The organism is Limnothrix redekei LRLZ20PSL1 (assembly GCF_043235035.1).
Classification (GTDB): Bacteria; Cyanobacteriota; Cyanobacteriia; order CACIAM-69d; family CACIAM-69d; genus CACIAM-69d.
The window spans coordinates 1-815 of sequence record NZ_JAZAQF010000054.1; the positions used below are offsets into that span (position 1 = coordinate 1).

Here is an 815-nt window from a genome sequence, read left to right on the forward strand (position 1 = left end):
GTTGTGGCAGCTGCTGCCATGGTAAACGCCTGGGCCGAAGGTGAAGCGGAAGAGCCAAACTGGACAATGGTTCCTGCCCCTCTTAGGTCATAGTCGCAGGCCCAGCTTACACCCGTGGTTTGCCTAACGATGTTAATTTGACCGCCTGTTAGCTCTAAACGGTTCGCATCATTACCGTTGTTAAGGCGCATGGTGGGATTACTACTTGCACTACCGATTGTCGCAACATTAAGAGTTCCACTAGACATGGCAAAAAGGCAAATGGGGCCTGTTTGATTCCACTCAAACCTGCCAGCAATGTCCACTGTTCCACCATCAATGATAAACTGTGGCAGGTTTGCACCAGATGAATTTTGGATTGTTAATGCGTTCCCAGAGCTAGTGCCTACATTGTAGTTACCAGCAGAAAAACGCATGTACCCATCGTATGAAATAGAATAGTTACCACCATGGATAGTCACGTTTGAGTTGTTTAACCACAACCCAGCATTTGCTGGAACTGACAAGCCAGATACATTAGGTCCCTGGGTTGCCCAGGTAGCTGTACCACTAATTTTTAGGGTGCCACTTGTGAGGGTAATATGGCGTGTGGTTGCAGAGGTAGCTGCTGCGTCAGCAACCGTAGGCGTAGCGTTGAGAACCATTTCTAATATGGTTTCGTAACCCATTCCAGTACCCGCACCAGATGAATTTGTTTTATTTATTGTTATGCCATTGGTATTGCCACTCAGGTCAAGGGTAGAACCAGCAGCCACCGGAGCGGTTTGCGCCCGATCGATTTCCGGTGGTGACCTATTTGGCTCGGGAAGATTTTG

Annotated in this window: 1 protein-coding gene; it reads right to left on the minus strand. The window is 48.3% G+C overall.

Annotated elements, in window-relative coordinates:
• Window positions 1–815: hypothetical protein (locus tag VPK24_RS08980; RefSeq protein ID WP_393012294.1), on the minus strand; the 815-nt coding region annotated here is incomplete at both ends.